The following is a 26,306-nucleotide window of genomic DNA, read 5'->3' as shown; positions in this document are numbered from 1 at the left end:
CAGCTACAATCCTCCAATCATAAGTCTTGAATGTTGTTAGAATCATCACTCCCTTCAATACGGCGTTTATATAAGCGGGTTCTCCTATTGGACTCCAAATCTGCTGCAAAACTCGATCCCGCCACTAAATATGCACAAGTGTATCAAATAATGGGAGCGCATTCTTAGCAAAAAAATGCATATTAAGCTTAAAATCGACTATTTTACTTTTTTGATATATTTATTTTCATTATTATCGTGTGTATACAAAAAAAGCCCTGCAACAGATTGCAGAGCTTTCCTTCAATGCCGTCTACAGCCCCAGCCCGCTTTTCCTACTTGCCCGAGGAAAACACTGGATTTGAGCGGACTGCTGTTCTCCAGATGCCGGATCCACATTTCCAGATTATCGCTGCGGCGGATGCTCTGCTTCAGTATGATCATCGTCCGTTCAGGCAGCTCTGTGAGCCGTACTGTATAAAGCTCCTCCGTTTTGGCCGCATCTTCAATCTGATGAATCCGCTGGTCTATTTTCCTTTGGATCTGTTCAAATTCCCTTATTTTTTCTTCCGTGCGGCTTCGCTGCTCTTTTAGCAGAAGCAGAATATCATCGAGATTCCGGTTATGTACGAATTGTCTGATTTCTTTTAAGCGAAAAGAACCGCAGCCTCTCATGAACACGAGGCTGCGGTTCTTGATCAAAGCACTCATGAATGAGTGCAGCTAACTTCGGGAACGACCGCGGAACAGGTTGACCAGAAAGAGAACCACGGCGACAACGAGCAGCAGATGAATAAGATTGCCGACGACATTAAAGATAAAGCCGAACAGCCATAATAGTACCACTAGACCGATTAAACCCCATAGCATAACAATTACCGCCCTTCTCCTCAGGAGTATTTGTCTCTTAATACCCGTATGAAAGGAGAGTTAAACGTCCTTTATACTTTAAGCCGTCGGGCAGTTTGTCTCCCTGGCATTTTCAATTGAAAAGAATTTCTTATAATTTAAACGAGTTCACTGACTCCCGGAGCTCCGTTACCACCTGCTTCAGATCATCAGAAGAATGGACTACGCCGGATAAAACCTCCTTTTGTCCCGCCGCCTCGGCATTTACCTTTCCTGTCATCTGCGAAACGGATTCAGCAGCGCCGGTCAGCTCACCCATTGTCGCGGCCACCTCTTCGGAAGAAGCGGATAACTGCTCAGTAAAAGCTGAGGCTTCATGCAGCTGGCTGGTAATAGAGGCAATCGAACCGATAATTTCCTGAAAAACGGCATTTACTTCCCCTGCTCCGGATGTCCCCTCCTTGATCTCTTCAATGCTCCTGTGCATCAATTCGGAGGCCTGTGTTATATCAGTGACTGTGTTCTCCAGAATCGTACTTATCTCTTCTGCTGCCTGTCTGGAGTGGTCGGATAGACGTCTCATTTCTGCGGCAACTACCAGAAATCCGCGGCCGTGCTCGCCTGCCCGGGCCGCCTCGATTGAGGCATTCAGGGACAGCAGGTTCGAGTTCTGCGCAAATCCCGTGATGTTCGCGACAATCTCATTCATATGTACGGTTTTACTGTTAAGTGAAGCAATCACGTTCTCTAATGCTGAAATAACGCTTGAAATATTGTCCATTTGAGCCGTCAATGATGTGATCGAATCCAGGCCATGAGCAGCCGAAGACTGCATATCAGAGGAATAATCTGCAATCTGGGAAGCGGTACCGGCAATGCGGTTAACTCCAAGCGCCATTTCTTCAACTGCGCGGTTCGTTTCGGTAATGCTGGATAGCTGATTGTTCATATGTAAGGCCATGTTTTCCATGTTGTCTACTACGTTCTCTGTTTTGGCAGATGCGGTCTGTGATCCGAGCAGAACAGCCTGCATTGCCTGCTCTGTAGTGGATGAGCTGACAGCAATATTGGAGATCAGCTGTCTCAAATTACGGATTGTAGTGTCTACCGACCGGGACAGCAGGCCCAGGTCATCCTTTGGATAGCTGTTCGAAGGTACTGCAGTCAGATCCCCATTGGTTACATTGGACAGCTTGGTATTGACTTTGCGCAGTGTGCTAACGATATGCCGGATTGTCAGTCCTGCCAGAATAAGAGTTGCCGCCTCCACCAGGAACAGCATGACAAAGCCGAAACGCTCTTTACGCAGAGCCTCATTCTTGGCTGCAGTAATGTTCACCTTGGAGTAGTTTTCTAAGGATGAGGTTATTCTGGTCATGGCTGCATCTATGTCAGACAGCTGTGCATCAAGTTCTTCTTCTGACGGGACTGAACCTGCGGGCCAGGTAATATCTGCAGACCATACCTGAAGCCGGTCCGTCAGATCGGCAAAAAGCATATTCAGCGTCTTGTCGGTATCCCGGTACAGGATGCTGTCCAGCACACCCAGCTGATCCAGCTCTGCCCTGGCAATCGAAATTTTATTAATAACCGATTGTGTGTCTGCGGTAGTTGGTTCAGAGCCGGTTGTTCCTCCGGTGTATATGTATTTTTTATGCTCGAGTGAGATATGCTGCAAATTGCTGTTCGCATCGGATAATTCAGCAGCAGAACGTATCGTCATGCTGTAAAGGGCGGTTGTCAGGCTGTTAATGTCCCGCTTTCCGGTCTCCACCATATAAATCATGGCTACAGCAAATGAGATCAGACTGACAGAGATCATTAAGTACAGCTTAAGTCTGACAGACAGATTCCGCCACAGGTTAAAGCCGGTCATCCACCCTTTTTTTAATAAGAATGCCTCTCTTTCCCTTACGGAAAATGTAACCTCTCCGTTCGCTGCTTTCGTTAAATGACTCATGTGCTACCTTCTTTCTGGATGATTGGTCTTGTAATGGATCATGTAACAAACAAATGCGCCTGTTAAAAGAAATACGTACAGGCTAATTTTACCTGCTCCCAATGATAAACCGCTGACAGAGGGTTTTTTAAGAAGTTTCAATTGCTTTATTCGGGTAATGAACTACGAGAAAGATAGTGAAAGGAGCAGCTTATGTACCAAACCTACTGGAAAGAAAGCGTAATATACGAAGTTTATTTGCGGAGCTTTAAAGACAGCGACGGGGACGGCATCGGTGATTTAAACGGCCTGATCTCCAAAGCGGACTACTTCTCTGAGCTTGGGGTCGATACAATCTGGCTGTCTCCTGTCTATGTGTCGCCGAATGTGGACAATGGTTATGATATAAAAGATTACTGCGCGATCCAGCATGAATACGGAACGATGGAACAATGGGAACAGCTGCTGGACGAGCTGCATAAACGGAATATCAGGCTGATTATGGATCTGGTGCTCAACCACACCTCGGATGAGCATCCCTGGTTCGTAGAGGCCAAGTCCTCCAGGTACAGCAGGTACCGTGATTTTTATATTTGGCGTCCGGCTGCGGCGGATGGCGGCCCGCCCAACAACTGGACATCTTATCTGGGCAAGCCGGCCTGGACCTATGATGAAGAGAGCGGTGAATATTACCTGCATTTGTATAACGCCAAGCAGCCTGATCTGAACTGGGATAACCCTGAGCTTCGGGCGGAGATGCACAAGATAATGACCTTTTGGCTTAATAAAGGGATTGACGGGTTCCGCATGGATGCGATCAACTCGATCTCCAGGGATCAGAGGTTTCCGGATACGGATAAGACGAAACTGCAGGCGAACGGCGAGCCTTATACCAAAAACGGACCGAGGATTCATGAATTTCTGCGGGAGATGAATGATAAGGTGTTCTCCCGTTATGAGATTTTTACTGCAGGTGAGACCTCCAAGGTCAATGAAGATGATGTGCTGATGTACACCAAGCCGGAGCGGCGAGAGCTGAGTATGGTGTTGTCGGCTGAAGCCTCCAAGCTGGCCGATTGCGAGGAAGACCAGTGGCAGAGCAAGGAATGGGGTCTGGATGATCTGCGTGAGGTCATGAAGATGTGGCAAAAGGACGTCGGTGAACCGGGCGGCTGGTTCGGACTCTACTTGAGCAACCACGATCAGCCCCGCATGGTCGCAACCTTCGGGGACCAGGGCCAATACAGGGCAGAATCTGCCAAGTTGCTGGCGATTCTGCTGCATACGTTAAAAGGCACGCCGTTCATTCTGCAGGGTGAGGAGCTGGGAATGACCAATCATCCGGGCCTGATCCGGATCGAAGATTTTAACGAACAGCAGGCTCACTCGTATTATAATGTTATGGTTAAGGAACGCGGTGAGCCGGAAGAGCTCATTATGGAGCGGATCAGACAGAAGTCACGGGATCATGCCCGGACCCCCATGCAGTGGGACGACAGTACGAATGCCGGTTTCACCGATGGCCAGCCCTGGTTACCCGTGCACCCTGATTATAAAGAGGTCAACTTAAAAGCGCAGCTGGAGGATCCGGATTCCGTCTTTCATTTCTATAAAAAGCTGATCCGACTGCGCAAAGAGCATCCGGTAATGGTCTACGGCGATTTTGATCTTATGCTTGAAGATCATCAGCAAATCTTCGCCTACACACGCCATGATGAAGCTGAGGAATGGCTGGTTCTGCTCAACTTTTCTAATGAAGAAGCCCATTGGAAGCTGCCGGAGCTGGAGGCTGAGCGGCTTATGGGCGCAGACTTTCTCTTCGGCAATTATCCGGGTGAGATTGAGCCAAAATGTCACCGTCAGGGCACGCTTAGGCCTTATGAAGGACTGGTGTACCGGAGGTATCAGGAAAACAGTACAGATTAAAACACCAAGGTTGCGCAGTCAAAAGCCCCTCAACAATTGAGGGGCTTTATTGGGGTTGCCTTACGCTCCAGTCGCGGCAGTTCCCTGCCTTATCTTACTAACATTACGGTTCATCAGATGCCGCACAATATATACAAACACGGCTTCCCGCAGCGGGCCAAACTTCTGGCGGTGTACCGCAAAAAAGTCATCAGGGCTGTCAAAGATTCCGAAATCCTGTACAATGCCCTCTTTCTGAATGTACGTGTTCCCTTCATCCCAGTAGACTTCCGGGTTAGACAGGTTGTTTGTGGCAGCGCCATAGCCGCAAAACCCTTCCGGGCAATCGGCGAACTTGTCCTGAAGCCTACTTAAATAAGCAATATCAAGAATAAAGCCCTCAATATTCAGCCACTTGTCCTTGTACCAGACCTCCACCCAGCTGTGGATAATTTCCTGCGGGGAGAGCCGGTAATACCACCCCTTCATCGCGCCCTTCTGCAGCTCCTTATCAATGGTGAAGCCATGCATCCGGCACGGAATGCCAACAGCACTGAGCAGTGTCATAAATAGAATACCTTTGGTGTTACACTGGCCATAGCCGTCCTGTAAGATTTCAGATGCCTGAATGACATCTGCGCGGTTATAACCGAACTTAATTTCATCACGGACGAAGTTGTAGATTTGCAGAATCTGTTCCTTAACGGGAAGCAGTGCCCACTGCCGGTCACGCAGCAGCTGTTGAATCCCGGGATGAGAGTAGTTCATCAATTTTGTCTCTGTTATAAGTACAGTCATGGTATGACACCTCCTGTACTTATAGTAAGGTTAATGCAGGCACGAAACTTTCAAAAAAACGCTATCCTTGCGGATTTCTCTTGCAGCCATTCCAAGCATCCGTTTGCTTGTAGCAGCAAAATGCGATGGGCTGTCAAAGCCGGCGGCCATTGCCGCTTCCGTAATCGGGGCTCCGTTAAAAATCAGATAAACGGCTTTTTGCAGCTTATGCAGGACAATATAGCCGCTCAGTGAGGTTCCCGTATTTTCCTTGAACAGATGTGCTAATCTGCTGCCCGAAAGCCCCAGCTGGTTAGCGTACTTACCGACTGAGTGCTCGGAATCCCGGCAATCCTTCATAAGCCGTATCAATTCCTGTATCCTGTAATCCTCTACTGCCGCCTGAACCTCAAGCCGGAAGAGCTCCATCAGCTGCATATAAAAGCTGCGGTAGCTGCTGCTGTCCTTAATGCTAGCGTAGTGAGCCTGAACGAATCCGGCTATGGTTTTGACTTGATCAGGCTGTAGCTGACAGTAACCGGAATCGCCTATTTGTTGTCTGAAGCCGGCCGCAATTTCCGAGGTTCCGTCAATCAGCAGAAGCATTAGCTGCTTCCCCGTCCCGTCCAGGCGGTGGCGGATGTTGGAGTCAATCGCAATCCCGCTGCAGCGCATACTCCTGCCTTCCACCTTGATGTCCAGCTCACCCTCAAAAGCCAGCGTTATCTGTACAAATGCATGGGCATGATCATCTGCATCGATGGTATCGGACAGTACAAGCAGGTGGTGCTCCGCTCCGTACAATTTCATCATTATGTATCTCCCCTTAAGTACCAGTCACTCTCCTATACCGGAACATTATATCAAAAAATAGCAAAAGAGCCTGCACGCGGCAGGCTCCTGTATTTATTTAATGCTCTATTCCAGACCTTTTTTACCGTAATCGGTCATAAATTAAGTTGTTAAGTGTTACATATTCCATTATTATTCCTCCTTATTGGGCACCGACTACGCGGTGAGGGATGTACAGCTCTTCAAGAAAAGCTACCTCTTCCTCTGTCAGTTTCACGGATAGCGCGCCTACAGCATCCTCGAGCTGGGTTAGCTTGGTTGCCCCTATAATCGGAGCAGCTACCGTTTCCTTCTGCAGCAGCCAGGCAAGGGCGATATGAATACGCGGCACGCCGCGCTTTTCCGCAAGTGAGGCTACCCGCTCAATGATCAGCCTGTCGGCCTCTGCAGTCGCATCATATTTGGATTTCTGGATGTGATCTGTTTCTGAGCGCAGCGTGGTTTCGGACCAGTCACGGATCAGTCTTCCGGATGCCAGCGGGCTGTACGGTGTTGATGCGATGTGCTGGTCCTTGAGGAGCGGCAGCATTTCACGTTCCTCTTCCCGGTAGATGAGATTCAGATGATTCTGCATCGAGACGAACCGGGTCCAGCCATTTTTTTCTGCGGTATGCTGCGCCTTCTGGAATTGCCAGGCATACATTGCGGAAGCGCCGATATATCTGGCTTTTCCCGCCTTCACTATATCATGGAGTGCTTCCATCGTTTCTTCAATCGGCGTGTCGTAATCCCAGCGGTGGATGATATAAAGATCGACATAGTCGGTTTCCAGCCGCTTCAGGCTTTTGTCAATCTCACTCAAAATAGCCTTCCGGGAAAGTCCCCCGCCGTTTGGACCCTTATGCATACGTCCCCAGACCTTGGTAGCCAGCACGATTTCATCCCGGTCTGCATAATCCTTGAGAGCCCGTCCGGTGAACGCCTCACTGGTGCCATTCGCATAAATGTTGGCTGTATCAAAAAAGTTAATGCCCAGCTCAAGCGCCCGCTTGATGATTTCACGGCTGCGTTCCTCATTAAGCACCCACTGGTGCCATTCTGGCATTGCTTCCCCGAAGCTCATACAGCCCAGACAAATCCGCGAGACATCCATTCCGGTATTGCCGAATTTAACATACTCCATTTGACAATCCTCTCTTTCATTGTAATAGTAACAATACTAGTCATTGTTACTATAATGATCTGACGTCTATTATTATACCCGCATTAATTTTGTTTCCAATTGCCAATTTCCTGCGTTTTGTACATTAATGAATAGATTACCCGAAATTGTTCAATATCTCAGACTTCCAGCGATTATCGTACCCTTCATTTCCATTGATAAAATACTATACACCTGTTTATAATTATAAAAATGTACAGTATCTAAAATGGATATCAGGAAAGTCTGGTGCGTAAAATGACAAAAGTGGACAGAAGAATTCTCAAAACCCAGGAAGCGCTGAAAACAGCAATTATCGAGCTTATGACCGAAAAAAGCTTTGATGATATCACGATTCAGGACCTTTCCGATAAGGCTAACGTCAGCCGCGGCACCATCTATCTTCATTACATGGATAAATACGATCTGCTGGATAAGCTCATTGAGCTTCATATCAATGAACTCCGGATACGGTGCCAGTCGGTAGCGGAGCTGGATTTTGTCACCGGATCCATTGTCTGGACCGAATATTTCGAGCAGAATTATTCCTTTTTCTCCACCATGCTGGCCAGTAAAGGCGCGCCTTTCTTCCGCAGCCGCTTTCAGGCTTTTCTCTTTGAGGAGTTCCAGGATGAAATTGATGTGACCCGCGGCAAAAACAAAGGATTAAACAAGGACCTGGTCGTTCAATTTGTAGCGTCCTCCTATGTGGGTATTGTGGAATGGTGGTTCACCAACGAAAGGCCGGTTTCTCATCAGGTTTTAGCTGAGCAGCTGGGTACGTTGCTGGAACGGATCTGTGAGTAGAATTGAGATAGCAGCTGGAAAGGAAGTTACAGATGGATGAAAAGGATTGGCTCATACTGGATGTACTAGGCACTGAACGCAATTGCCAGCAGCTTCTTTTTCCTGGGCGGGACACTGCTGATCAAGCCGCCGCGGAAGGAATAACGGACCGCCTAATTTGAAATATGACAGGCATTCACAAAGGCTGAAAACAGCCTTCTGCTGTTGCTGTCTGCTGTATAACTGAATTCCGGATGCCACTGTACAGCGAGAATAAATCTTTTATTCTCCATCGTTACCGCCTCAACCAGCCCGTCCTCCGCAGCAGCCGCGGCTGTCAGGGCTGCCGGCAATGTTTTGATCCCCTGATGATGATAGCTGTTCACTTCTATGTGCTCTGTCTGTAAAATGTCATGCAGCAGAGTGCCTTTACAGATATGTACGGAATGGGAAGGATCGGCATACGGCGGTTTCTGTTTATGGCTGACGGCAATCTCTGCTACCATCTGGCCCGGTATATCCTGATACAGGCTGCCTCCGCTTAACACGTTAAACAATTGTAGCCCGCGGCAGATTCCAAAAGCAGGCTTATTTAATTCTGTTACCCGGTCAAACAGCAGTTTCTCCATTTCATCGCGTTCATCACACCATTCCCCGCAGAACTCTTCCGCTGTCTCCTTATACATTTTAGGATTGATATCATGGCCGCCGGTGAACAGGAATCCGTCAAAGTTTTCTGCCAAGGCTGTAATGTTATCCATATCGGTTGTCAGGGGCAGGATTACTGGAATTCCGCCTTCCTGCTCAATTGCTTTCATGTACCCCGGGAGCATCCAGTAGCTGTCTTTTCCGGAATCGTATAAAGGCAGGACTCCTATCATCGGTTTTTTCATTGCTGCACCTCCATTATTTATTGTCGTTTATTATAATAGGCGGCTTATAATAAAACCATAGAACACCTGACGCTTTATGTGAGGAAGTTGGATCTTTTTCATTTCTATAGCATATTACAAAAAAAGCAGGACACCATGGTGTCTCTGCTCTATCGGATTTTGTCTATCGGCGGTTATTCCTTTTACGCCACTTGTAGGCTTTCCGGACGATCTCCAGTATTGTTCTAGGAACCGGAAATATCCACCGTGAGGCGATCGGCCTATATAGACGGTAATAGGCTTTCTTATAATCCTCCCACATGCTGCAGTCTTCCTGCTTGAGGAAGTCTGATACATCCACTATCAAGCCTCGGCCGTCCCTGATCATCACATTTTTGGCATGAACATCGTGCGGTTGCAGTCCCCGGGAACGGGCATAGTCCAGTGCATAGTCAATATCGCGGATCGCCTGCTCTGTAATAAGGATCCCCTGCTTCATCGAGTCGTAAAAGGTAACCCCGTGCAGCCGGTCAAGGATAAGAAAGGTACTGCCTATATAATAACACCGTGCATATGCCGGATGGTGTCCCAGGAGCTTGTATACCTCCGCTTCCTCCTCCAGACCGGGTCTTCCCGGGGCGTAGATTTTGACCGCATAGTCTTCATAATCGGGATGGCAAAAAACAGCGGCATAATTGCCGCAGCCCAGCACGCTCCAGGGAAACGGGACATTGCTGACTTTTACAGGCTCCTGCGGATCAATACTCTCTATAATGGCTTTTAACATTAAATCATCAGTAATCAGTTCCCGCAGCTTCTCCATACCTGCTTCTCCCTGCAGCCTGTCCGGCATTTTGTTTCTATTAATATATCATATGTTCCCTGGAATAATGCTACCACTGCCCATTCTCCCTGTTGGTGTCAATGACCTCCTGAAAACGGTCGGGGTAATTCGTATAGACGCCATCCACGCCCCATAAATAAGCTTTATCCATGTTGACCTGGTAATTAACCGTATAGGGCATGACCTTGAGGCCGGCATTTTTCACCTGAGCCACAAAAGCTGCTCCGATTCCCTGAAAGTTAGGGCTGATTCCGACGGCATAGGTCTTCACATTCTCAAGATAAGACGCGGGTACCCTCGCGGTGGTATAGTCATTCCATACAAGCTGGTACAGCGGGATCTCCGGGTTGATCGCATGAAGCTTGCGTAAGCTGGCACTGCTGAAGGAGTGAACAGACACAACATCCTCCAGTTTATATTTTTCAATCGCTTCGTTCAGTAAGGCTTCGATCTGGCTATTCGACCCAGGCTCCTTGATTTCAATCATGTAACGGGTCTTGTCGCCGAACGTCTCAAAAACCTCATCCAGTGTAGGTATGGTAATACCAGCATACTGTTCCCTGGCAAACATCGGATAGGCCTCATTAAACCATGAGCCGGCATCCAGCTGCTTGATCTGCTCCAGGGTCAAATTTCTCACATACCCCCTGCTGCCTGTAGTCCGGTTCACCGTCTCATCATGGATAACGACAGGAATTTTGTCCTTGGTCAGATGGATGTCGAGTTCAATATAATCCGCCTGCATTTCAATCGCCAGCTCTATTGCCGGGATGGTGTTCTCGGGAGCATAACCTGAAGCACCGCGGTGAGCAATCGTTAGCACCTTATCCGCCGGATCAATGATCTCTTTGACCTTCACCTGTATCCATGGAAAATACGCATATAGTGCTGAGAACAAGAAAATAAACATTAAAACATGAACACTGATAAAATAAGCCTTATGTCTAAAAAGTTTCGTCATCCATCTGCCCTCTTTACTTTTCTAATCCTTAATAGCATAAATAATATATTAACATGCCGGACGGGTTAAGCGTTACCCATTCCTTGAGGTCGCTGATATTTTTTTATTATATTCCGGTGAGAATCATATGCGAATATAAAAATTAGCTTATCCCCGCAGAAACCAGCCACACCAAAACTACTATACAACCTTCATAAAAGCGCTTAATATTTGATTAGTCAGGTGGTTAACACTTTTATAGACTCAGAGAAAATGATGATAAAGGAGAACGACAACCCATGCTGGAATCAGGCACAACCTCACAGCTGAAAAAAACACTCAGCACCAGTATTGCAAACAAAGAAATCGCCGGGGCTAACTTTATGGTGATTAAGAACGGGGAAGAGGTCTTTTATCACGAGGACGGTCTAGCCGATATGGAGACGGGGAATCCCATTGCTAGGAACTCAATCTTCAGGCTATATTCGATGAGCAAGCCGGTAACAGCAACTGCCGTTATGAAGCTGCTGGAACGCGGAGAAATCGATCTGTTCGATCCTGTAAGCCGTTACATACCCGAATTCCGTAGTCAGATGGTTGAAAAAAACGGCGGGCTGGCTGCCCCCGAACGCGAAGTTAACATCCATGACCTGCTGAACATGACATCAGGACTTGTGTATGGCGGTCCCGGCCTGGCCGGACAGTATACCGAAAGCCTGCTTCAGGAGCTCGGTACCCGTCTGCTTGGAGCAAATCCGATGACCACTAAGGAATTTGCCGGCCGGCTGGGGCAAGGTCCGCTTGCTTTCGAGCCGGGAGCTTCCTGGGAATACGGCACATCCGCTGATGTGCTTGGCGCTGTTGTGGAAGCAGCAAGCGGCATGCAGTTTGGGGAATTTCTGAAGACGGAAATTTTCGGGCCGCTCGGAATGGAGGATACCGGGTTCTGGCTGACGGAAGAACAGAGAAGCCGGCTCGCCAAAACCTATCAGGATGACAGTGAAGGCGGTTTGAAGCTGTATGCGGACAGCCATCTGGGAATTAATCATCAGCTGGACCGCGAACCGGCCTTCGAGTCTGGCGGAGCCGGACTGGCCTCCACTATTGACGATGCCGCGAGATTTACGACAATGCTCATGAAGGGCGGCAGTCTGGACGGCGTTCAGCTGCTCAAACCGAGAACTGTTCAGTATATGACCTCGGCGGGTCTGACTCCACCCCAGCAGCAAAGCTTCGCCTTGTGGCAATCCCTGTGCGGGCACAGCTACGGCAACCAGATGCGGATTATGACTGAGCCGGGCCAGGCCGGACATATCGGCAGCAAAGGCGAATACGGCTGGGACGGCTGGCTTGGCGCCTACTTCATGAATAGCCCGCAGGATGCGCTGACTATACTGTTTATGGTCCAGAAAAAGGACGCCGGTACCCTTCCTGTCACCCGCAAGCTGCGGAATATTGTGTTTAGTAGTTTGTAAGGATTGAGATTGATAACAACGGCAGTCAAAGACTCTTATTTAAAAGGTCTAGACTGCCGTTTGTTATTCTTTATCTTTAGTTAGATTGTGTTATGACATTGCCATTTCCGCAAGCCCTTTCATTACAGTAATTCCGGTTTTACAGCGCCTTTTCCATAATAAAATCGGTCTGTGCTTCATCACCCATCTGGAAGATATGTGTGCCAGTCTGGACAAAGCCCATTTTTTGATAAAATCCGATCGCCGGACCGTTCTTTTCCCATACTCCGAGCCAGATCCGGGTTTTGTTGTACTTACCGGCGTTATTGTGCGCATGGATAATCATGTTTTTTCCAAGCCCCATTCCATGATACCTGCTGCTGATGTATATCCTCTCGATTTCGAGCGTGTCCGCGCCCATAGCTTCGGATTGGGCTTCATCTATATTTAGCTTAAGATAGCCGGCCGGCTCCCCGTTCACCATGGCAAAAAAGAATTCAGAACCAGGCCGTGTCAGCTCCTGCTCCAGCTTCTCAGCAGAAAAAGCCTTGTCCAGATAATCCTTCATAACCTCCGGCGAATTCTGATCTTTGAACGTCTCATCGAAGGTTTCAATACTAAGGGCTTGCAGTTCCTTCAGATCGTCCAGGGTGCATTGTTTGATCGTGATATTCATTTTGTTAGCGGCTCCTTTACTGAATGCATTCAATATTCGCGTTTGTTGCCCTTCTTTACCGATTCCCAGTCCATTTCCACATTCTTTCTGACCCGCTGCAAAAGCTGGAACAAGACATCTGTCTCCGTTTCCGATAATCCAGCCAGAGCGACGTTATCCGAATGCGCATGTTCTCTCATAATATAAGGAAAAACCTGCTCTCCCTTAGCAGTGGGAAAAAGCCGGTTAATCTTCCGGTTATGCGGATCATCCCTCTTCTCGACCAGACCGTTATGTTCAAGCTTCTGGATCGCCCGGGCAGCAGTAGTACGGTCAACCTTGAGCATTTCAGCCACCTTCTCCTGTATAATCCCAGGGTGCTCACAGATGCGCACAAGGTAGAGGTATTGCCCTTTTGTCAGGTCGAACTCTTTGAATTCTATATTGCTGATCGAATCAAGGGCTCTGGCAATCATCCCGATTTCGCGCAGAATTTCCTTCATGGCGGCCGCTCCAATCCTTTTTTAATATCATTAATAATATCTCTTATTTGTTGTAAATACAACAAATGGTCATGCAAAAAAATGCATCCGCCCTGTCAGCAAGCCGCCAACAATACAGATGCACTTTGCAGTATAGTCTTTGATTCCCCTTCTATTTTACATGTAATCCTCGACATCAAACTCCCTGTCCTTGAAATAATATTTCCGGTCATCTTCTGTAATCTCACGGATCACTCTGCAAGGATTACCTGCGGCAATCACATTGTCCGGAATATCCTTCGTTACCACACTGCCTGCCCCGATTACAGCATTGCTGCCTATAGTAACACCAGGAGTGACGACCACGTTTCCGCCTATCCAGACGTTGTCACCAATCGTGATGGCAATGCCATACTCATAGCCGGAGTTCCTTGAATCCGGGTGAATTGGGTGGCCTGCCGTATAGAGAGATACATTAGGGGCGAACATGACATTGTTGCCGATCTTAACCTTGCCGACATCGAGAATTGTACAATTGAAATTGGCATAGAAATTGTCGCCCGCCTCGATATTCAAGCCGTAATCGCAAAAAAATGGAGGCTCTATGTGTACTCCCTTGCCGGCCTTTCCCAGAATACTGCGGATGAGTTCCTCCTGTCTGGTCCGTTCATCCGGGCGCAGCTGATTGTACAGCTGAACCTTCCGCTTGTTCTCGGTACGCTCTTCCATCAGACCATCCAGCCAGGCTTTATAAGGCAGTCCGGCCAGCATACGTTCCTTTTGATTCATTGCTATCGTCTTCCTTTCATTATTAAATTCCAGTCCGTTTGGCGCGGATGACCCGGTTAACATTTTCGGCACTGAGAAACATCAGGCTCAGGAACAGTAGAACCGTGAACGGGAAAATGGCCACAGTAGTCTTAGCTGCAATAAAACCGAATAACGGGGGCAGCAGCGTCGTTCCCGTATAGGCCACAGCCATCTGATAGCCCATGAGACGGGTGGAATTTTCCTTGCCGAAGCGTGCCGGTGTCTCATGCAGCAGTCCCGGATAAATCGGTGCCAGCCCGAGGCCGATCAGGATCAGGCCAACCAGCAGAAAAGAATCCAGGAGCGGCAGCAGCAATAGTATACCTCCCGCCATAGCAATAAGCTGTCCCGAGCGGATCAGTATTTTATTGTTCACCTTTAACGTAATGAATCCCGAGAGTAGACGTCCGATGGTAATCCCGCCGTAATACATGGAGATCCACGCGGCGGCAGTCTGTGCATCCAGTTCCCTCGTCCCTACAAGGAAGCTGGCTCCCCATAAGCCGACGGTCATCTCTACCCCGCAATAGAACAGAAAAGCGATCAGGGTCGTTTTTACCCCTTTAATCCCGAAAATGTTGGCCTTGGCGGGTGCTCCAGTTGTACTTTTGTCATTCCCGTATTGTTCCGCTTCCGGCTCCTCTCCTGCCTTGTTCTGCTCATGGACAGCGGCGATCCTGGACCATAGCGGCAGCGTTACGAGTAAAATAACAACCAGCGCGAACTGGATTACCGCAACTGCTGCATAACCGCCGCGCCAGGAGCCCTGGTCCGCCATGTAGAAGGACATAATGATTGGCCCCATTGTTGCCCCTACTCCCCAGAAGCAGTGCAGCCAGTTCATATGATGCGCTTTATAGTGGGCTGCAACATAATTGTTGAGTGCCGCGTCAACCGAGCCTGCTCCCAGTCCTAAGGGAATCGCCAGCAGCAGCAGCCACAATAGCGAAGGAGCGGCTGAGAAGCCAAGAAGCGCAGCTGCCGTCATTAAGCAGCTGATCAAGGTGACTTTTCCGGTGCCCAGCCATTCAATCATCTTCCCGCTGGCGAGGCTGGATACAATGGTTCCAGCAGCGATAATCATGGCGATTACACCTGCCGAATCCAGAGATGCATTCAATTCAGGCTGCATAACCGGCCAGGCTGAGCCAAGCAGGGAATCGGGTAGCCCCAGGCTGATAAAGGCCAGATAAATAATGACAAGAAACCAGGTTGCCATACCATCCCTCTTTCACAACATAATCATTTATTATAACTACTTTATAAAGTATCTTTATTTAATATGCGCTACCATCCGTCCTTTGTCAATAAATTACTAAAATTGTACCGGCACAGGATCAAGCTTTTGCAGAGTCAGCATGCGCATCCCCGCTTCGTAATCCGCCTGAAAAGTATTGCATAGGATCACTTCAGGATAATGAGGCATCGGTTCCTGAGACTGATAGCCGTTCCAGAAATGATTCCAGCGTTCAGCACCTGTCATCTCCTGATAGATCACAATCTGATCAGGGGCAAGAACGGCGTTAACGCTCTGAATAATCCGGCAGGCCGCCTCCAGTAATACTTCTTCCTTCATTTCAGCGTACCAGTCAATCCTTTGCGGGAGGAATTTAATCTCTCCGGCCATGCCGTTTTTGCCTCTGATGATATTGCCGTTCAGATAAATGCCCATACCAGGCGGATACTTCTTCGGAAAGTAGATCCCTGTTATACATTGCCCGTCTGCTTCTCCCCGGGAGGCCTGGTAGCCGAACACTGCAGCGTTGACATCATTCTCTACCATAACCGGAAGCTGGAACTGCTGCTCAAGCTCCTCAATCAACGGAGCTCCCTGCAGCTCGTGATGGCTTGCTACAACAATTCTGCCGTTAACAATCTGCCCCGGAATGCCCATGCCGATCACTTTCACCTGCGGACAGGCAATTAGAAAGCCACGGATGATTTCAGCAAAATACTTCTGTTCAAAGGCAGGCAGCACATATTCATTTTGGCTCACAATCCGGTTTTCCAGATTGATTACAGCCGCAGAAGCAACGCGCTGCCCTTGATTCTCCTTCAAATAAATCACCAGCGCCTGGCTATGATCATAGTTGAACCGGTAGGTCAGGGCCGGTCTGCCTCCGCCGGATGCTGCTGTCTGGTCTTCAATAATCTCCTTTGATTCAAGCAGCTCCTTGACGAGTGAGTTGACCGTAACCACGCTAAGCTGAGTCAGCATTGCCAGCTGCGGCTTGGTTGCAGTCCCGGCACGCTTCATCACTTGGCGCACGTTATTCAGATTAATTTCCTTCATCAGATTGGCATTTGCGTTTTTCATAATAACCTCTTCCTGGGTCGTAATAACAAGATCATAGCATATAAGCCCTATCAAGTCTTGATCCCCCTCAAAAGGAAAAAGCCCGGGTCGAAAGACCCGGACTTCCTACATCTATCAGATTATTCGCCTTGGCTCATCCACTGGAAATGGAAGCTGCCCGGCTTGTCAAGACGCTCAAAGGTATGTGCACCGAAGTAATCACGCTGTGCCTGCAGCAGGTTGGCAGGAAGTCTTTCGGAACGGTAGCTGTCATAGTATGCAAGACCGGAAGCAAACGCCGGAACCGGAATACCGCGTTTAACAGCCAATGCCACTACTTCTCTCCAGGCATCCTGGTAGTTATGGACAACATTGCTGAAATACTCATCGAGGAACAGGTTCTTCAGCTCAGGATCACGGTCATAGGCATCCTTGATATTCTGCAGGAAGCCGGCACGGATAATGCAGCCGCCGCGGAAGATCATTGCGATGCTGCCGTAGTTCAGGTTCCAGTTGTATTCGTCCGAGGCTACGCGCATTTGGGCGAAGCCCTGGGCGTAGGAGGCGATTTTGCTGGCATACAGCGCTTTGCGGACAGCTTCAATGAATTCCTTGGCATCCCCGTCAAAGCTCTTGAACTCAGGTCCCTGCAGACGTTTGCTGGCCGCTACACGCTCTTCCTTCATCGCAGACAGGAAGCGGGCAAAGACGGATTCCGTGATGATGGACAGCGGCACACCGAGATCCAGTGCATTCTGGCTGGTCCATTTGCCTGTCCCCTTCTGGCCGGCGGAATCAAGGATAACATCGACCATCGGCTTACCGGTTTCCGGGTCTGCCTTGGCAAAAATGTCGGCAGTAATCTCGATCAGATAGCTGCTCAGCTCGCCGCGGTTCCACTCGGCAAAGATTTCGTGCAGCTCGGCAGTGTCCAGACCCAGCACATCCTTCAGCAGCTGGTAAGCTTCGCCGATCAGCTGCATATCGCCATACTCGATGCCGTTGTGAACCATCTTGACATAGTGTCCGGCTCCGTCCGGTCCGATGTAGGTCGAGCACGGATCGCCGTCCACTTTTGCGGAAATAGCTGTCAGAATCGGTTCAACAAGCTCGTAGGCATCCTGCTGGCCGCCCGGCATAATCGCCGGCCCTTTCAGTGCGCCTTCTTCGCCGCCGGAAACGCCGGCTCCAATGAATCGGAAGCCCTGAGCCTGCAGCTCCTTGTTGCGGCGCTGTGTGTCAGGGAAAAAGGCGTTTCCGCCGTCAATCAGGATATCGCCCGGCGAAAGAAACGGAACCAGCTGCTGAATCGTATCATCAGTCGGCTTACCTGCTTTAACCATAATCATGATTTTGCGCGGCAGCTCCAGCGATTGCACGAACTCCTCAATGCTGTATGCTCCGACGAAGTTTTTGCCTGCTGCTTCAGCCAGCAGTTCATCTGTTTTCTCACTAGAACGGTTATATACGGCTACCGAAAAACCCTTGCTCTCCATATTCATGGCCAGGTTCTTACCCATTACGGCCAGTCCGACCACGCCAATTTGCTGTTTACCCATCCTCAATTAGCCTCCCTTTGTATATTCCGGATTATTAAACCTGCGGAGCTTTCTTCCAGTCAGCTGCGAACTTCTCCAGACCCTGATCAGTCAGAGGATGCTTGGAAATCTGCTCAATTACGCTGAACGGAATAGTAGCGATATGCGCACCAGCCATGGCTACACGGGTAACATGGTCCGGATGACGGACGGAAGCGGCGATAATCTGGGCATCCAGCTTGTGAATACGGAACAGCTCAGCAACTTTTACAATCAGCTGAACCCCATCCTCGGAGATATCATCCAGACGTCCCAGGAATGGCGATACATAAGTGGCACCGGCACGGGCAGCAAGCAGCGCTTGGTTCACGGTGAAGATCAGCGTTACGTTTGTTTTTACGCCTTTTTGCGTCAGGTAACGGCAGGCTTCAAGACCCGCAATGGTCATAGGCAGCTTGATCGTAATATTTTTATCATAATTGTTGATCTTGATCAGCTCATCGGCTTCGGCAATCATCTGCTCTGCTGTAATAGCGTCAGGAGTTACTTCAGCGGATACGGATTCCACATCAGGCACAGTCTGAAGAATTTCAGCAATGCGGTCTTCGAATTTCACGCCTTCTTTGGCAACGAGCGACGGATTGGTGGTAACCCCGGACAGGACTCCGATTTTGTACGCTTTTTTAATGTCTTCTACATTTGCTGTGTCGATAAAAAATTTCATTGTGGTAACCTCCAGTTTTTAGTTGAACTATATAAAATGAACTTTTGGCAATCTATAGGAGCACTCTTCCCTAATTTGGTATACTTCAAGTTCATTTTTATCAATATTCGATTTAAAAATTTGAAGCATCTGGCAGAGTAATCTCGCTTGCCTCGTCAACCGGGGCATCCAGCCACCAGTGATGTCCGTCCTGCGCCAGCAGCTGGTCAGACTCAGCCGGGCCATGTGAACCTGCGGCATAAGAATATAACGGCACCGAATTGCCGGCAAAAGCGTTCAGGATCGGCTGCACCCATTTCCAGGACAGCTCTACCTCATTCCAGTGGGCAAAGAACGACGGGTCCCCGTTCAGTGCATCATGGATCAGGTTCTCGTACGCCTCCGGCACCTCGATGGAGCTGGTATGGAAGTCGATATGCACGGCCTTGAACTTGCCTTTGTTCCGCGGATCTCTGGCCTTGAGCTGCAAAGTAATGCCTTCATTCGGGCTGATCTCGAACACCAGCAGATTAGGAATATCATCCTCTTCTACGGTTGAGCTTTGCTTCAGCGGTTCTTTGAATTCGATGACGATCCGCGTCGACTTCTCCTTCATGCGTTTGCCTGTCCGGATATAGAAGGGAACGCCCTTCCAGAAAGGATCATCAATCTGCAGTCTGGCGGCAATAAACGTATCGTTCATCGATCCGGCGGAAATACCTGCCTCAGAACGGTAGCCCGGAACTGGTATACCCTTTATAGCGCCTGCTGTATATTGGCCCCGGATAACACTGGCTTCTATATTCGCTTCGTCCAGCGGCTCGAGGGCTTCCATCACTTCTCTTTTCTTAAAGCGGACCTCGTCAGCAGAGCTGTCCTTCGGCAGGCGAATCGCCAGCATCATCAGCAGCTGCAGCATATGATTCTGGAACATATCCCGTAGCGCACCTACGTGATCATAATATCCGGCTCTTTCCTCGACTCCGACCGTTTCGGCGGCGGTAATCTGGACATTGGCAATGTAGCGGTTGTTCCAGAGTGCATGCAGCACCGGGTTGGTCTGCTGGAATACGTCCAGCTCCTGCACCATCGGTTTGCCCAGGTAATGATCAATCCGGTAAATCTCTTCCTCGGTAAAAGCTTTGCTGAGCGTCAGATTCAGCTCCTGCGCAGACTGCAGATCATGCCCGAAGGGCTTTTCGATGACTAGCCGCTTCCAGCCCTTGGCTGCTCCGAGTCCGCTGGCTTCAATATTCAGGGCAATCGGCTCAAAAAACTCCGGCCCCACTGACAGATAAAACATCCGGTTAGGCGTGCTGCCCATGCCTGTCTCAACCTGTTCTACCCGTTCCAGCAGCTTCACGTAATCTTCGGTGTGCCCGACATCCAGCACATTATATCGGAAGGCCTTCAGGAAGCTGCGTACGGACGCTGTGTCCTTAACCTCACGCCGGGAGAAATCCCGGAGCGAACGCTCCACCATGGCCTGGTAAGCTTCATCAGTGACTTCTCTTCTGCCAAGACCAATTACAGCGAAGGAATTATGCAGCTTGTGGTCGAGAAACAGGTTGTAGAGTGCAGGATAAATTTTTCTGCGGGCCAGATCTCCTGTTGCTCCGAATAAAACAAATGTGGTCGCCTCCATCTCGATTCTCCTTCTGCTCTGGTTTATCTTTCCTTGTTACACTATAATACAAATACGAGCTATACAAGTAATTAATATATCTTACAGGAGCTATAGACTGTGTCTATGAACAATTTCGAATTATACAAGGTTTTTTATTGGGCGGCCAAGACCGGAAGCCTGTCACAGGCTGCAAAGGTGCTGTTTATCACCCAGCCGAGCGTCAGCCATGCCATTAAGCAGCTGGAGGACAGCTTCGGGCTTACCCTGTTCAACCGCAATTCCAAAGGCGTTGCCCTTACACCGGAGGGAGCCACACTCTACTCCTATATTGAACAGTCCCACATCCTCATCACCCAGGCGGAGAAGAAGATGGCCGAGCTCAAAAATCTCGATAACGGCGAGCTGCGCATCGGCGGCAGTGACTCCCTGTTCAAGCATTACCTGCTGCCTTTTATTGAAACCTTTCACCAGCGTTATCCCGGCATCCGGCTGCATCTCATCCATGGAACCACCCCGGAAGTCATCTCTTATCTAAAAGAGGGCCAGGTCGATCTGGGCGTCGTCCGCATTCCGATCGCCGATCCCCAGCTCGAGGTGTGGCAGGGGCTCCAGCTGCAGGACTGCTTCATTGCCGGAAGCAGCCATTACCCGGAGCTTAAGGATAAGGTGCTTACCATCGAAGAGCTGCTTCGTCATCCGATCATTCTTTTCTCACGCAGAAGCCGCGCCCGTACAGCCGTAAGCGACCTGTTCCGGGGCTACGGCTATGAGCTGAAGCCGGAAATAGAGGTCGGCAGCGTCGGACTGCTGATCGAATTCGCCCGTAAAGGGCTCGGTATCTCCTTCGTCACCCGCGAGTTTGTCTCCAAGGAACTGGAGGAAGGCTCGCTGTTCGAGATTAAGCTGGATGTTCAGCTGCCCCCGGCACAGGTGGGCATCATGACCATGCGGAATATGCCGCTGACTACGGCGGCAAGCAAGTTCATTGAGATTACGGGGACGGTCTGAGGCTGTTTGCGGAATTCACAAAAGACTCAGCCGGGATCGGCTGAGTCTTCTTTTGTGATTTTCATAAAATCATTCGTCGTATTATCCATAGATTCCTCATCCTGGTGCCTACTGTTCTTGTTCTGCCCTGCTGAGCCCCTGTCACGGATAATACCAGCTTGAGGTATTACTTTCTTCTATTATATATAATTTCCGCGTATCCCCCGCAGTGCGTGGAATCTGATTACGTCTACGGTAAGCCTCTCCACATTCTGGATATCCATGAAGTTGGCCCGGCTCCAGTCAGGATAGTAATTCTCTGCAACTGCCTCCGGATGCTCCAGCCGCATATCAATGGACCTGCGGGTAAGCAGCCGACATCTGCTCTTGTACGCCGCCGGCGCAAGTATCGTCCAGGCAGTAGAGTTATAGAGTCTCATTCCGGTGACATGAATGTTTCTGCAGCGCAGAAAACGCATCATCATCGGCCGGTAGATACTGCCCTCATTAGGAAATTTCTCGGCGTTGCCGTTAATCTCACCCTGTCCGGAAATGCTGACATTGACGACATCCTCCGCAAAATCGCGGATGTCCGGGCTGGCAAGCAGCAATGCGGAAGGACTGAGCTGCAGGTTCACATTCGATTTGAGGAAAATCGTCCCCGAAACAAACGTTCCGCCGCTTAGCACGACAGTCCCGCCGCCGGACCCATGGCATTCATCAATGGCCTGCTGGATTGCACGGGTATCCACCGTTACCCCGTCGCCAGCGGCGCCGTACCGCTTCACATCAAAGGTATCATTCATGGCCGTTCGCAGAGCCCGCCTGCACCCTGTTATAGTACTCAAAATAATCAAAATCGGCCGGCTGGCGGAAGCCGGTTAAATCCTGGCAGCAGATGCCGGCAAAGGACCCGGTGAACCAGCCCTCCTGGCAGGCTTCGTCAGACAAAGTACTTGCATCAAGCACTGGTCCGATAAACTCATATTCTTCTTCACCATCTACAGAATAGGAGAACTGAAGCTTGTCATAATCGACCTCAGCCCGCAGCAGAATCCGCTTTGCGTTATCCGGCAGCGGTATATATCCGGCAGGCTCCGAATAGCTGTTGTTAACGGCGGAGAGAATGCTGATGCACCGTCCAAGATCCTCATGATGTGTGACATGGAGATAGTAATAGTTCTGGGTATCGTAGATCAGGATCTGGCCGGCCATCTGCTTGAAGCTGGAGGGCTCGAATTCAAGCGCTGCCGCTGCCGTGAAGCGATGCTCCTCCCAGCGTCTGGCAATCAGGCTCTGCCGGAACTTCGAGCCAAGCCCTTCGCGGCCGTACAGCCGCAGATAACCGGGCCGTTCGCTCAGGGAATAGAAGGTGGCGTCAAGCGGAACCCGCAGGGACTGAAAGCTGATATCCAACTCAGCACCGTCAAAATCATCCCTTGCCGGCTTCACCGGGAACGGGTGCAGCGGCAGGTCAGGAGCTTCTACCTCGGTATCAGGCAGCACCGAGCCGTTCGCCAGGCGCAGCCAGCCGTCTTCGGTCCACTCTACCTTTTGCAGCGCCGTTTCACGCCCGAGTGTATATTTTCGCTCTCCTTTTTCCGTACGGTTCTCTAGGGGACGGCCGCATAAATGCACCATGTACCATTCCCCGTTTTGGGTTTCAACCAGATCACCGTGGCCCGCCTTCTGCAGCGGAAGATCGGGATTGTCCCGGGAGGTCATCAGGGAATTGCCCTGGTACGCTTCGTAAGGCCCGAACAGCTCTCTGGATCTCAGCATGCTCTGGCCATGGCCTTCCCCTGTTCCGGTATCCGCAGCGAACAGGTAATAATAGCCGCCCCGCTTATAAATATGCGGACCCTCCAGGTATGCATCCTGGCTCGCATAGATGGTTACAGGCTCACCAATCATTTTCTGCTCCTCAGCAGAATACTCATGGATGACAAGATGCCCTTTATAGCGTTTCGTTACCCGGTGATCGGTTACCATGCTTACAATGTACTTTCGGCCGTCCTCATCATGAAACAACGACGGATCGAACCCGTAGCTGTTCAGGTATACCGGCTCAGACCACTCACCGCGGATATCCGTCGCCGTAACGAGATAATTAGGTGTATCGTACATTTTGACATAAAAGGAATTCACTACGGTGTATATGAGATAGAACGTGCCGTTATCATAAGTCAGGCATGGCGCCCAGATACCCTGGGAAGCGCCGATGCCGCGCAGGTCCAGCTGGGAGACCCGGTTAAGCGGACGGGTAATCAGCTCCCAGTTGACCAGATCCCGGGAATGATGAATCTGCACACCTGGGAACCATTCAAAGGTGGAGGTGGCGATATAATAATCATCCCCGACCCGCAGGATGGACGGATCGGGATTGAAGCCCCGCAGGACCGGATTCTTGATCATGTGGCTCATAGTATTGATATCCTCGCTTTGCTTTAGAGTCGGGTCAGCTTGCTTTGTCTGCTTATCTACCACAAATACAGGTCATTTCCCTTCAGCTTGAATATGGCTTCCATGAAATAATAGTCCCCGTAAATAATCGCATGATGATGCTGGTTGCGCGGCTTGTGATAAGCCTCAGATCCTCTTTGAATAATACAGTCATTGTTGTCCGACCAGTCGGAACGTTCATCAAGTGTCCGCAGCAGCTTTAGTGCAGCATTCAGATACAGTTCACGCTCCAGCTCGCCGACAGCCTTGGCGATCTCAATCAATCCGCAGGCGGCAATGGCCGCAGCCGTATCATCCTCAAGCTTAGGCTCAGCCGTCTGGCGGAAATCGAGCGGAATGACACCGTCCTCCGGGATATTAGCCATGAAATAATGGGCGATCTGCTTCGCGGTCTGGAGATATTCTTCTTTGCCGGTATGGATATAGCTCATCATGAAGCCATACAGCGCCCAGGTCTGTCCTCTGGTCCAGGAGGAGCCGTCCGCATAGCCCTGACCTCCAAATGTACGTACTACACCGCCGTTAAAAGGATCGAACTCGACAATATGGTGCACGGAGCCGTCCGGCCGCACGAAGGTGGACATCACCGTATCGGCATGCCGCATGGCAATCTGTTTAAACCGGGGATCACCGGTCTCCTCGGTCGCCCAGTACAGCAGCGGAATGTTGAACATGCAGTCGATGATGGCCCAGCCTCTGGTATCGCCTTCGTCCAGGTCATTCCAGGCACGGATGAAGCCCCCTGCCAGATTAAACCGGCCGGCCAGCAGATTGGCGGCATGCAGCGCTCTTTTGCGGGAATCCGGATTCTTGGTCACCTTGTAGTTGGCAACACTCGTAGGCAGCCACATGAAGCCCACATCATGATGCAGACCGTAGAAGTCCTGAAAACACTTGTCGAGCAGCTCCTCGGATATATTTGCGATTTCCTTGTATTTGTTATTGCCGGTCTCATGGTACATCAGCCACAGCATGCCGCCCCAGAAGCCGTTCGTCCACCAGCAGATGCCGTCTGCATCGAAGCCGCTTACATTTTGTGACGCCTTGTCATCATGCGTTCCGTTAACGGTAGTGTACGGGATTTTGTGGCGTGATTTTTCGCTGACGGTATCCAGCTTGGCTGTGATTTTTCCGATTACGGAATCCACCCAAATGCGGTCTTTACTCTGTAGCATGTCTCTTTTCCTACTTTCTCTGTTTAATATGCGGATTTGACTTCATTGTAGGATACCTGTGCCGGGATTGGTATGCGACTTTTTCAGGTTTTCCCGCTATTTTTTAAGGAGTTTTCCGGTTAAACAGGGAGAGCGGTTCTACTGAGAGTAGCTAACTAGGTAGCTCATCACAGCGGTAATGGTATGTTATAGTTAGGCAGAAGGAGTGAGCACACATGAACATTATAGAATTGGACGCCGTACACAATCAGCGGGAAATAACGAGGTTACTGGAAGAGCACCGTCATGGTGCAGATAGCAGCATCCCACCCTATGAGCGGACAATGCTCTCCCTTGCAGCATACGAGAATGACAGTTTTGTGGGCGGGGTAACAGGAGATGTGGCTTGGAACATTCTTAATGTAAATCTGCTGGCAGTCGATCCTGCCTGTAGAGGAACCGGCCTTGGGGCTGCCCTGCTCGCAGAAATTGAAAACCGGGCCCGGCAGCTCGGCTGCAAAGTAAGTGAGCTCACCACCATGAGCTGGCAGGCGCCGCATTTCTATCAGAAGCAGGGCTACGAGATTTTTGGCGAGATCAAGGATTGCCCGAATGAGGGGCATACGAAGTACTATCTGAAGAAGCGGCTTTAAGGACCGTTTCTTTGGGGATTTGCTTTGCTCTGCTCGGAGGAGAGCCGCTGCGGGTCAGACTGGTATGGAGTGAATCAAAGGGATTTTTCCCTTTGATTTCGTCCGGCCCGCCACAGTGACATTTTTATATTAAACGCATTCCACTCTTTCTCTCCTATATACTCTCTACTCTACTCTCTATTTATCTCTCCCTTTCAGCCTCCCACCATTCCCCCTACTCCTCCCCTGGCATTTCTTCCTCCCTTCACAAGCACTAGAGTAAAGGGCTGAATAAATTCAGCCCCTCCTCATCAAACCGTACGTGAGGTTTTCCCTCATACGGCTTTCCGATGTTCGTCATTCATGGGCATGCAGCATTCTGGCCTTGGCCCATGACCTAGTTTCCCCTGTCGAGTTCTTGAGTGTTTTCTTGCGTGTCGTTAGCCGCTTTGGGCATTCACGGACTCGTACCTCTTGGTGAAACATGAACAAAGCAGGGCTCCTTCCCTCCCTAAGGTTATGTTGTCCTTAGGTTCCTTGGTACTATGAGCCCCTCGGACTCCCTTCCCACAGACGATTCACTTCGTCTTCTGGACTTATAGAACGTCTCTTTACGGGTTT

Annotated in this window: 25 protein-coding genes; 5 read left to right on the top strand and 20 right to left on the bottom strand. The window is 49.9% G+C overall.

Annotation, left to right across the window (positions count from 1 at the left end):
• Window positions 1-282 precede the first annotated feature (282 nt).
• The 3 genes from BLR64_RS01770 to BLR64_RS01765 form a co-directional block, all read right to left on the bottom strand.
• Window positions 283-690: a MerR family transcriptional regulator gene (locus BLR64_RS01770; protein WP_090711629.1), complete on the bottom strand. Its 408-nt coding sequence runs from the start codon at window positions 688-690 to the stop codon at window positions 283-285.
• A gap of 12 nt (window positions 691-702) precedes the next feature.
• Window positions 703-849 (bottom strand): lmo0937 family membrane protein, encoded by a 147-nt coding sequence (locus BLR64_RS29935; protein ID WP_139171896.1) that lies wholly within the window; start codon window positions 847-849, stop codon window positions 703-705.
• 130 nt (window positions 850-979) lie between these two features.
• Window positions 980-2,788 (bottom strand): methyl-accepting chemotaxis protein, encoded by a 1,809-nt coding sequence (locus BLR64_RS01765; protein WP_090711627.1) that lies wholly within the window; start codon window positions 2,786-2,788, stop codon window positions 980-982.
• A 192-nt stretch (window positions 2,789-2,980) separates the two neighbouring features.
• Here BLR64_RS01765 and BLR64_RS01760 point away from each other — a divergent pair, with 192 nt between their 5' ends.
• A complete protein-coding gene (locus tag BLR64_RS01760; RefSeq protein ID WP_090711625.1) occupies window positions 2,981-4,693 on the top strand; it encodes a glycoside hydrolase family 13 protein in 1,713 nt (570 codons plus the stop codon).
• A 60-nt stretch (window positions 4,694-4,753) separates the two neighbouring features.
• On the opposite strand, the gene BLR64_RS01755 is transcribed toward BLR64_RS01760, so the two are convergent.
• The 3 genes from BLR64_RS01755 to BLR64_RS01745 all read right to left on the bottom strand — a co-directional run bounded on the left by BLR64_RS01755 (window position 4,754) and on the right by BLR64_RS01745 (window position 7,424).
• Window positions 4,754-5,470, bottom strand: coding sequence for a transglutaminase-like domain-containing protein (locus tag BLR64_RS01755; RefSeq protein ID WP_090711623.1), 717 nt, complete (start codon window positions 5,468-5,470; stop codon window positions 4,754-4,756).
• A 30-nt stretch (window positions 5,471-5,500) separates the two neighbouring features.
• On the bottom strand, window positions 5,501-6,262 hold the full coding sequence (locus BLR64_RS01750) for an AraC family transcriptional regulator (RefSeq protein WP_090711620.1): 762 nt from the start codon (window positions 6,260-6,262) through the stop codon (window positions 5,501-5,503).
• Between the two features lie 181 nt (window positions 6,263-6,443).
• Window positions 6,444-7,424: an aldo/keto reductase gene (locus BLR64_RS01745; RefSeq protein ID WP_090711618.1), complete on the bottom strand. Its 981-nt coding sequence runs from the start codon at window positions 7,422-7,424 to the stop codon at window positions 6,444-6,446.
• A 276-nt stretch (window positions 7,425-7,700) separates the two neighbouring features.
• On the opposite strand from BLR64_RS01745, the gene BLR64_RS01740 reads away from it, so the two are divergent.
• Window positions 7,701-8,249 (top strand): TetR/AcrR family transcriptional regulator, encoded by a 549-nt coding sequence (locus BLR64_RS01740; protein WP_090711616.1) that lies wholly within the window; start codon window positions 7,701-7,703, stop codon window positions 8,247-8,249.
• Window positions 8,250-8,401: 152 nt separating this feature from the next.
• Here the strand turns inward: BLR64_RS01740 and BLR64_RS01735 are convergent, their stop codons facing one another.
• The 3 genes from BLR64_RS01735 to BLR64_RS01725 form a co-directional block, all read right to left on the bottom strand.
• Window positions 8,402-9,121 (bottom strand): gamma-glutamyl-gamma-aminobutyrate hydrolase family protein, encoded by a 720-nt coding sequence (locus tag BLR64_RS01735; protein ID WP_090711614.1) that lies wholly within the window; start codon window positions 9,119-9,121, stop codon window positions 8,402-8,404.
• 163 nt (window positions 9,122-9,284) lie between these two features.
• Window positions 9,285-9,923 (bottom strand): serine/threonine-protein kinase, encoded by a 639-nt coding sequence (locus BLR64_RS01730; RefSeq protein ID WP_090711612.1) that lies wholly within the window; start codon window positions 9,921-9,923, stop codon window positions 9,285-9,287.
• A gap of 70 nt (window positions 9,924-9,993) precedes the next feature.
• Complete coding sequence (locus BLR64_RS01725; RefSeq protein ID WP_090711609.1) at window positions 9,994-10,905, bottom strand: glycerophosphodiester phosphodiesterase; 912 nt, start codon at window positions 10,903-10,905, stop codon at window positions 9,994-9,996.
• 278 nt (window positions 10,906-11,183) lie between these two features.
• Here BLR64_RS01725 and BLR64_RS01720 point away from each other — a divergent pair, with 278 nt between their 5' ends.
• Window positions 11,184-12,359, top strand: a complete 1,176-nt coding sequence (locus tag BLR64_RS01720) for a serine hydrolase domain-containing protein (protein WP_090711606.1) — start codon at window positions 11,184-11,186, stop codon at window positions 12,357-12,359.
• 139 nt (window positions 12,360-12,498) lie between these two features.
• Here the strand turns inward: BLR64_RS01720 and paiA are convergent, their stop codons facing one another.
• The 8 genes from paiA to zwf form a co-directional block, all read right to left on the bottom strand.
• Entirely contained in the window at window positions 12,499-13,014 is a 516-nt protein-coding gene (paiA, locus tag BLR64_RS01715; RefSeq protein ID WP_090711604.1) for a spermidine/spermine N(1)-acetyltransferase, read from the bottom strand.
• Window positions 13,015-13,043: 29 nt separating this feature from the next.
• Complete coding sequence (locus BLR64_RS01710) at window positions 13,044-13,496, bottom strand: MarR family winged helix-turn-helix transcriptional regulator (protein WP_090711603.1); 453 nt, start codon at window positions 13,494-13,496, stop codon at window positions 13,044-13,046.
• Between the two features lie 156 nt (window positions 13,497-13,652).
• A complete protein-coding gene (locus BLR64_RS01705) occupies window positions 13,653-14,264 on the bottom strand; it encodes a sugar O-acetyltransferase (RefSeq protein WP_090711601.1) in 612 nt (203 codons plus the stop codon).
• A 22-nt stretch (window positions 14,265-14,286) separates the two neighbouring features.
• Entirely contained in the window at window positions 14,287-15,504 is a 1,218-nt protein-coding gene (locus BLR64_RS01700; RefSeq protein WP_090711599.1) for an MFS transporter, read from the bottom strand.
• A gap of 96 nt (window positions 15,505-15,600) precedes the next feature.
• Window positions 15,601-16,602 (bottom strand): ROK family protein, encoded by a 1,002-nt coding sequence (locus BLR64_RS01695; RefSeq protein WP_090712198.1) that lies wholly within the window; start codon window positions 16,600-16,602, stop codon window positions 15,601-15,603.
• Window positions 16,603-16,721: 119 nt separating this feature from the next.
• Window positions 16,722-18,140 carry an NADP-dependent phosphogluconate dehydrogenase gene (gene gndA, locus BLR64_RS01690; RefSeq protein ID WP_090711597.1) on the bottom strand — a complete coding sequence of 473 codons (1,419 nt, stop codon included), beginning with the start codon at window positions 18,138-18,140 and terminating at the stop codon, window positions 16,722-16,724.
• Between the two features lie 34 nt (window positions 18,141-18,174).
• A complete protein-coding gene (gene fsa, locus BLR64_RS01685) occupies window positions 18,175-18,843 on the bottom strand; it encodes a fructose-6-phosphate aldolase (protein ID WP_090711595.1) in 669 nt (222 codons plus the stop codon).
• Between the two features lie 112 nt (window positions 18,844-18,955).
• Window positions 18,956-20,467, bottom strand: a complete 1,512-nt coding sequence (gene zwf / locus BLR64_RS01680) for a glucose-6-phosphate dehydrogenase (protein ID WP_090711592.1) — start codon at window positions 20,465-20,467, stop codon at window positions 18,956-18,958.
• A 105-nt stretch (window positions 20,468-20,572) separates the two neighbouring features.
• On the opposite strand from zwf, the gene BLR64_RS01675 reads away from it, so the two are divergent.
• Complete coding sequence (locus BLR64_RS01675; protein WP_090711591.1) at window positions 20,573-21,457, top strand: LysR family transcriptional regulator; 885 nt, start codon at window positions 20,573-20,575, stop codon at window positions 21,455-21,457.
• 179 nt (window positions 21,458-21,636) lie between these two features.
• On the opposite strand, the gene BLR64_RS01670 is transcribed toward BLR64_RS01675, so the two are convergent.
• Genes BLR64_RS01670 through BLR64_RS01660 form a run of 3 tightly spaced genes read right to left on the bottom strand, consistent with a single transcriptional unit; the run spans window position 21,637 to window position 25,074 of the window.
• Window positions 21,637-22,242: a glycosyl hydrolase family 28-related protein gene (locus BLR64_RS01670; protein WP_090711589.1), complete on the bottom strand. Its 606-nt coding sequence runs from the start codon at window positions 22,240-22,242 to the stop codon at window positions 21,637-21,639.
• Window positions 22,235-23,860 carry a glycoside hydrolase family 43 protein gene (locus BLR64_RS01665; RefSeq protein ID WP_090711587.1) on the bottom strand — a complete coding sequence of 542 codons (1,626 nt, stop codon included), beginning with the start codon at window positions 23,858-23,860 and terminating at the stop codon, window positions 22,235-22,237. Before BLR64_RS01665 ends, BLR64_RS01670 begins: the two co-directional genes overlap by 8 nt.
• 56 nt (window positions 23,861-23,916) lie before the next feature.
• Window positions 23,917-25,074, bottom strand: a complete 1,158-nt coding sequence (locus BLR64_RS01660) for a glycoside hydrolase family 88 protein (protein ID WP_090711585.1) — start codon at window positions 25,072-25,074, stop codon at window positions 23,917-23,919.
• Window positions 25,075-25,289: 215 nt separating this feature from the next.
• Between BLR64_RS01660 and BLR64_RS01655 the strand changes: the two genes are divergently transcribed.
• Window positions 25,290-25,706, top strand: coding sequence for a GNAT family N-acetyltransferase (locus BLR64_RS01655; protein WP_090711582.1), 417 nt, complete (start codon window positions 25,290-25,292; stop codon window positions 25,704-25,706).
• The last annotated feature ends 600 nt before the right edge of the window (window positions 25,707-26,306 follow it).

The organism is Paenibacillus typhae (genome assembly GCF_900099765.1).
GTDB lineage: Bacteria > Bacillota > Bacilli > Paenibacillales > Paenibacillaceae > Paenibacillus_AQ > Paenibacillus_AQ typhae.
The sequence above is the reverse complement of the archived record's forward strand: the minus strand, read 5'-3'. Positions and strand labels throughout refer to the sequence as shown.